The organism is Kitasatospora sp. NPDC093558 (assembly GCF_040683475.1).
Lineage (GTDB): Bacteria > Actinomycetota > Actinomycetes > Streptomycetales > Streptomycetaceae > Kitasatospora.
This window is the reverse complement of the sequence record NZ_JBFBDY010000360.1, coordinates 1-6,433: the sequence shown is the minus strand read 5'-3', so window position 1 is coordinate 6,433 and position 6,433 is coordinate 1. Positions and strand designations below refer to the sequence as shown.

4 protein-coding genes are annotated in these 6,433 nt (G+C 70.9%); 1 reads left to right on the top strand and 3 read right to left on the bottom strand.

Features of this window, described 5'->3' with window-relative positions:
• Positions 1 to 107: 107 nt before the first annotated feature.
• The 3 genes from AB0O00_RS26335 to AB0O00_RS26325 all read right to left on the bottom strand — a co-directional run bounded on the left by AB0O00_RS26335 (position 108) and on the right by AB0O00_RS26325 (position 5,111).
• The gene (locus AB0O00_RS26335) at positions 108 to 827 is read right to left on the bottom strand and encodes an SDR family oxidoreductase (RefSeq protein WP_363655757.1); all 720 of its coding nucleotides are present in this window, start codon (positions 825 to 827) and stop codon (positions 108 to 110) included.
• Positions 828 to 1,358: 531 nt separating this feature from the next.
• Positions 1,359 to 2,648, bottom strand: a complete 1,290-nt coding sequence (locus AB0O00_RS26330) for a citrate synthase (RefSeq protein WP_363655755.1) — start codon at positions 2,646 to 2,648, stop codon at positions 1,359 to 1,361.
• A 225-nt stretch (positions 2,649 to 2,873) separates the two neighbouring features.
• Entirely contained in the window at positions 2,874 to 5,111 is a 2,238-nt protein-coding gene (locus AB0O00_RS26325) for an ATP-dependent RecD-like DNA helicase (protein WP_363655753.1), read from the bottom strand.
• Between the two features lie 263 nt (positions 5,112 to 5,374).
• Here AB0O00_RS26325 and AB0O00_RS26320 point away from each other — a divergent pair, with 263 nt between their 5' ends.
• The gene (locus tag AB0O00_RS26320; RefSeq protein WP_363655751.1) at positions 5,375 to 6,166 is read left to right on the top strand and encodes a VOC family protein; all 792 of its coding nucleotides are present in this window, start codon (positions 5,375 to 5,377) and stop codon (positions 6,164 to 6,166) included.
• The last annotated feature ends 267 nt before the right edge of the window (positions 6,167 to 6,433 follow it).

Genomic DNA, 6,433 nt, shown 5'->3' with positions numbered 1-6,433 from the left:
CACCCCCCGCGGGCGGCGCGGCGGCGCGGCCGCGCGCCCCCCCCCCCCGCCCCCGGGGGGGGGCCCCGCCCCGCTCGCCCGGCCCCCCCCCCACAGCCGTACAGGGCTCAACGCCCGAGCAGCTCGCCGCCGTTGCAGTGCAGGATCTCGCCGGTGATGAACCCGGCCTCGGGCGAGGCGAGGAAGTACACGGCCCCCGCGACCTCCCCGGTCTCCCCGATCCGGCCGAGCAGCGTGCGCGCCGCGCGGCGGGCCACCTCGGCCTCGTCCAGCCGCGGCCCGAAGAACTCGGTGCCCGCCACCGTGCCCGGGGCGACGATGTTCGCCGTGATGCCCGAGGTGCCCAACTGGGCCGCCAGGAAGTGGTTCCAGGCGTGCAGCGAGGCCTTCGACGCACCGTACGAGCCGGCCCCGCGCAGAGCGGCGATCGAGCTGATCGTGACGACCCGGCCGGAGCCCGGGGTGAGCCGGTCCCGGATCGACTCGGTCAGCAGCACCACGGTCAGCACGTTGCGCTCGAAGTCGCCGCGCCAGCGGGCCAGCAGCGCGTGCGGGCCGGCACCGATCACGGTCTCGCGGCTGCCGGCGTTGTTCACCAGCACGTCGATCCGCTCGGGCAGTTCGGCGAGCGCGGCCTCGACGGCGTCCGGGTCGGCGAGGTCGCAGACCAGCGGGGTGACGTTCGCCCCGAGCTCGGCCGCGGCCTTCTCCAGCACCGCCCGGCGCCGGCCGACGATCACGACCCGTTCGCCCGCTTCGGCGAACCGCCGCGCCACTTCGAACCCGATTCCCGTGCCACCGCCGGTGACTACGACGTTCCTGGCCATCTGCGCGCTCCCTCCCCAGTTCCGCCGCCACGCTGCGAGGGTGCGGGACGGTCCGTACCGGAATGCCACGATTCCTATCACGCTCGGTTGCCGTGACTGCGGGGAGGGTGACGTCGCCCGCGCCGGAACGTGTGGTATGGGCCTGGCACGACCCGCACACGGAGCGTGGCGAGAGGCAGCTCACACCCCCCGGGCGTAACTTCTCGCACCCTGATACGTCTTAGGTTGGTAGTGCGGCAGTTTTCCGAGGGACGGAGACGCGACGAACGGCAACGCGTCCCCGTGCCTACGCTGCCGCCGACGGGGCTCCGGCGGGCCCCGGGTCGGCCGTCGAACCGACGGCCTTCGCGCACGGCGCCGGGGTTGTGGCGGGTCAGGGACGCTTTGAGCGGCCGTCCCGGGCTGCGGCCGGCCCCGGAGTCGTGCGCCGTACGATCCCGTCCCGGCACGGGCGGTCCGCACGGTTCCACCGCGCGGGGACGCACGAGGGCCCGGCCGCACACGTGCGGCCGGGCCCTTCGGAGTTCTGCGTCAGCGCTCGCCGAGGGCGACGTAGTCGCGGATCGCGGTGCCGGTGTAGATCTGGCGCGGACGGCCGATGCGGCTCGTCGGGTCGTTGATCATCTCGTGCCAGTGGGCGATCCAGCCGGGCAGCCGGCCGAGCGCGAACAGCACGGTGAACATGCTGGTCGGGAAGCCCATGGCGCGGTAGATCAGGCCCGTGTAGAAGTCCACGTTCGGGTAGAGCTTGCGCGAGACGAAGAAGTCGTCCTTGAGCGCGTGCTCCTCCAGCTTGAGCGCGATCTCCAGGAGCTGGTCCTGCTTGCCCAGCTGGCCGAGGACCTCGTGCGCCAGGAGCTTGACCTGCGCGGCGCGCGGGTCGAAGGCCTTGTAGACGCGGTGGCCGAAGCCCATCAGCTTGACGCCGGCCTCGCGGTTCTTGACCTTCGTGATGAAGGAGTCGACGTCGCCGCCGTCCTTCTGGATGCCCTCCAGCATCTCCAGCACGGCCTGGTTGGCGCCGCCGTGCAGCGGGCCCCAGAGCGCCGAGATGCCGGCCGAGATCGAGGCGAACAGGTTGGCGTGGCTGGAGCCGACCAGGCGCACGGTGGAGGTCGAGCAGTTCTGCTCGTGGTCCGCGTGCAGGATGAGCAGCTTGTCCAGCGCGTTCACGATGACCGGGTTGAGCTCGTAGTCCTCGGCCGGGACCGCGAAGGTCATCCGGAGGAAGTTCTCGACGTAGCTCAGGTCGTTGCGCGGGTAGACGAAGGGCTGGCCCATCGACTTCTTGTAGGCGTAGGCCGCGATGGTGGGCAGCTTGGCCAGCAGGCGCACGGTCGACAGGTGGCGCTGGTCCGCGTCGAACGGGTTGTGGCTCTCCGGGTAGAACGTGGAGAGCGCGCCGACCACCGAGGACAGCATGGCCATCGGGTGGGCGTCCCGCGGGAAGCCCTGGAAGAACCGCTTGACGTCCTCGTGCAGGAGCGTGTGCTGGGTGATCTCGCGGTTGAACTCGGCCAGCTGGTCCGCCTTGGGCAGCTCGCCGTTGATCAGGAGGTACGCGGTCTCGATGAAGCCGCCCTGCGCCGCGAGCTGCTCGATCGGGTAGCCGCGGTACCGCAGGATGCCGTTGTCACCGTCCACGAAGGTGATCGCGGACTTGTAGGCGGCGGTGTTGCCGAAGCCGTTGTCCAGGGTGACCAGGCCGGTCTGCGGGAGCAGCTTCGAGATGTCGAAGCCGGCGTTGCCCGCAGTGCTCTCGACGACGGGGTACTCGTACTCGCCGTCCTGGTACCGCAGTACTACCGAGTTGTCGCTCACGTCTTCCTCACCGACGAAATGAATCCTCTTCCAAGGTGCCCTGACTGTCTCTACCATCCCCCATCCGGAGGACAGCCGCGCACCCGGGGTGGCCCGAAAGGGCCCTCCCCTACAAAACCTGCCGCCGTAGCCGGTACGAACCGGACAAGATCGGCGCCATCCTAGGCTCTGCCGTAAATCTCTTCACGTCAAGAGAACATTAGAGGCAACCATCCTGTTGGATAATCATCCAGTGGCAAGTCGATGATCGAGCGCGGCATGCCTCCGACCTGCGCTGACGGCCCGGACGGCCTGCGCGATCGCCTTCCGTGACCCCACCAGCACCACGAGTTTCCGTGCCCTGGTCACAGCGGTGTACAAGAGGTTTCGCTGGAGCATCGTCCAGGCGGACATGGTGACCGGAATCACCACCACCGGATACTCGCTGCCCTGCGAGCGGTGGATCGTCACCGCGTACGCGTGGGCCAGCTCGTCCAGCTCGTCGAAGTCGTAGGGCACCTCCTCGTCCTCGTCCGTGAGCACCGTCAGCCGCTGGTCGTCCACGCTGAGGGCCGTCACCACTCCCACTGTGCCGTTGAAGACGCCGTTGCGCCCCTTGTCGTAGTTGTTCCGCACCTGCGTGACCTTGTCCCCCACCCGGAACGTCCGCCCGCCGAACCGCCGCTCCGCCAGCCCCTCCCTGGCCGGCGTCACCGCCGCCTGCAACAGCGTGTTCAGGTTCCCCGCGCCGGCCGGCCCCCGGTGCATCGGCGCCAGCACCTGGACGTCCCGCCGCGGGTCATAGCCGAACTTCTGCGGGATCCGCCGCGCCACCACGTCCACCGTCAGACCCGCCGCCCGCTCCGCGTCGTCCTCCGCGAACAGGAAGAAGTCCGGCAGACCGTCCGTCAGCGGCGGCTTCCCCTCGTTGATCCGGTGCGCGTTCGTCACCACGCCCGACTGCTGCGCCTGCCGGAAGATCCGGGTCAGCCGCACCGACGGCACCGGGCCGCCGTCCGCCAGCATGTCCCGCAACACCTCCCCCGCACCCACCGACGGCAGCTGGTCCACGTCCCCCACGAACAGCAGGTGAGCCCCCGGCGGCACCGCCTTGACCAGCTTGTTCGCCAGGATCAGGTCCAGCATCGAGGCCTCGTCGACCACCACCAGGTCCGCCTCCAGCGGCCGGTCCCGGTCGTACGCCGCGTCCCCGCCCGGCTTCAGCTCCAGCAGCCGGTGCACCGTCGACGCCTCCGCCCCGGTCAGCTCCGCGAGCCGCTTCGCCGCCCGCCCGGTCGGCGCCGCCAGCACGACCTTCGCCCGCTTCGCCAGCGCCAGCGTCACGATCGACTTCACCGTGAACGACTTGCCGCAGCCCGGACCGCCCGTCAGCACCGCGACCTTCTCCGTCAGCGCCAGCCGCACCGCCTGCTCCTGCTCCGGCGCCAGCTCCGCCCCCGTCCGCTTCGCCAGCCACTCCAGCGCCACCGGCCAGTCCACCCCCGCGAACCACGGCATCCGGTCCGCGTCCGAACGCAGCAGCCGCAACAGCTGATTGGCCAGCGAGATCTCCGCCCGGTGGAATGGCACCAGGTACACCGCGGTGATCGGCTCGCCGCCCTCCCCCGGCACCGACTCGCGCACCACCCCCTCCAGCGCCACCAGCTCCGTCAGGCAGTCGATCACCAGCCCCACGTCCACCTGCAGCAGCTTCACGCCGTCCGCGATCAGCCGCTCCTCCGGCAGGTAGCAGTGCCCCTGGTCGCTGCTCTGCGACAGCGCGTACTGCAACCCCGCCTTCACCCGCTCCGGACTGTCGTGCGGGATCCCCACCGCCTGGGCGATCCGGTCCGCCGTCAGGAAGCCGATGCCCCACACGTCCGAGGCCAGCCGGTACGGCTCGTTGCGCACCACCCCGATCGAGCCGTCCCCGTACTGCTTGTAGATGCGCACGGCCAGCGAGGTCGACACCCCGACCCCCTGCAGGAAGACCATCACCTCCTTGATGGCCTTCTGCTCCTCCCAGGCCGCCGCGATCTTCTTCGTCCGCTTCGGCCCAAGCCCCGGCACCTCGATCAGCCGGCCCGGCTCGTTCTCGATCACCTCCAGGGTGTCCACCCCGAACCGCTCCACGATCCGCTCGGCGAACCGCGGACCGATCCCCTTGATCAGCCCCGACCCGAGGTACCGCTGGATCCCCTGGACCGTCGCCGGCAGCACCGTCGTGTAGTTCTCCACCGTGAACTGCCGCCCGTACTGCGGGTGCGAGCCCCACCGCCCGTGCAGCCGCAGCGACTCCCCGACCTGCGCCCCGAGCAGCGCCCCCACCACGGTCAGCAGGTCGTTCGCGCCACGGCCGGTGTCCACCCGGGCGACCGTGTACCCGGTCTCCTCGTTGGCGTACGTGATCCGCTCCAGCACCCCCTCCACCTGGGCGAGCTGGCGCTGCGCGGGTTCCTGCCCCGCCTGTGGCTGCCTGGCCACCGGACCCCCCTTCGACCGGTACGGGCGGACCTTTCCGCTACGCACCGTACCGCCCCGGTCGGACACCCCGGGACCGCTCCCGGACGGCTCCCGCACGGCTCCCGGACGGCTCCCGACCCGCCGCCGTCCGCCCTGGCCACGGCCCGCCACCGCCGTGTCCGCCTGCCGTGCGCCCCACCGGTGCAGGTGCCAGGCTGGGAGGGGCGGGGGAGCCATCGACCGCAGCCGTGCCCGCACGGGCCCCGTCCGAGGAGCGTGCCGCCATGCTCACCACCGACTACCGACCCGGCGCGCCCGTCTGGCTCGAGCTCGGCAGCCCCGACACCCGGGTCTCCGTGGACTTCTACACCGCCCTGTTCGGCTGGACCTTCGACTCGGCCGGACCGGAGACCGGCGGCTACGGCTTCTTCCGGCTCGACGGCCGGACGGTCGCGGCCCTCGGCCCGCTCGTCGAGGAGGGCGCGCGGCCTGCCTGGACGGTGTACTTCACCACCACCGACGCCGACCGCACCACCGAACTCGTCCAACAGGCGGGCGGACGCGTGCGGTTCGCGCCCTTCGACGTCTTCACCTCGGGCCGGATGGGCGGTTACACCGACCCGACCGGCGCCGAATTCGCGGTGTGGCAACCGCACGACACCCGCGGCCTCGACGTGGTCACCGAAGAGGGCAGCCTCTGCTGGACGGAGTGCTACAGCGTGGACGCCGAACGCGCGAAGTCCTTCTACCGCACGGTCTTCGGCTGGCAGGAGCAGGACGTCCCGCTCGGCGAAGCCCTCTACACCGTCCTCACCCCGGCCGGCGGCGGCACCGACGACGCCCACGGCGGCATCATGCAGCTCGGCCCCGAACACACCGCCCGCGGCACCGGCTCGCACTGGCTCCCCTACTTCGAGGTCCCCAACGTCGACGCGAGCCTCGCCATCGCGACCACCCTCGGCGTGACCGTCCGGATCCCCGCCATGGACGTCCACGGCGTCGGCCGGCTCGCCCAGTTCCAGGACCCGCACGGAGCCGTGTTCGCCGTCATCACCAGTGCCAAGCCGGGCGAGTGACGCGGACTCACCCGCAGAGTCACCTCGAGAAGGGCCGTGAAGGGGTGCTACGGGCGTAGATAGGGTCGTGCGGGCGCGATGGGTCCTGCTGGCCTCGGACAGTGGCCCAGGCGACCGTTCTGACGATCCGCCGGGTGATGCTCGCCAACGGCCTCACGCGGAACACCTGGCGCGGAAATGCGAAAAGCCCCCGATCCGAATGGATCAGGGGCTTTTCAGAAGAATTGTTCGGCGGCGTCCTACTCTCCCACAGGGTCCCCCCTGCAG

Coding starts and splice junctions, on each gene's coding strand:
- AB0O00_RS26320 (WP_363655751.1), top strand. CDS start 5,375: ATGCTCACCACCGACTACCGACCCGGCGCGCCCGTCTGGCTCGAGCTC.
- AB0O00_RS26335 (WP_363655757.1), bottom strand. CDS start 827: ATGGCCAGGAACGTCGTAGTCACCGGCGGTGGCACGGGAATCGGGTTC.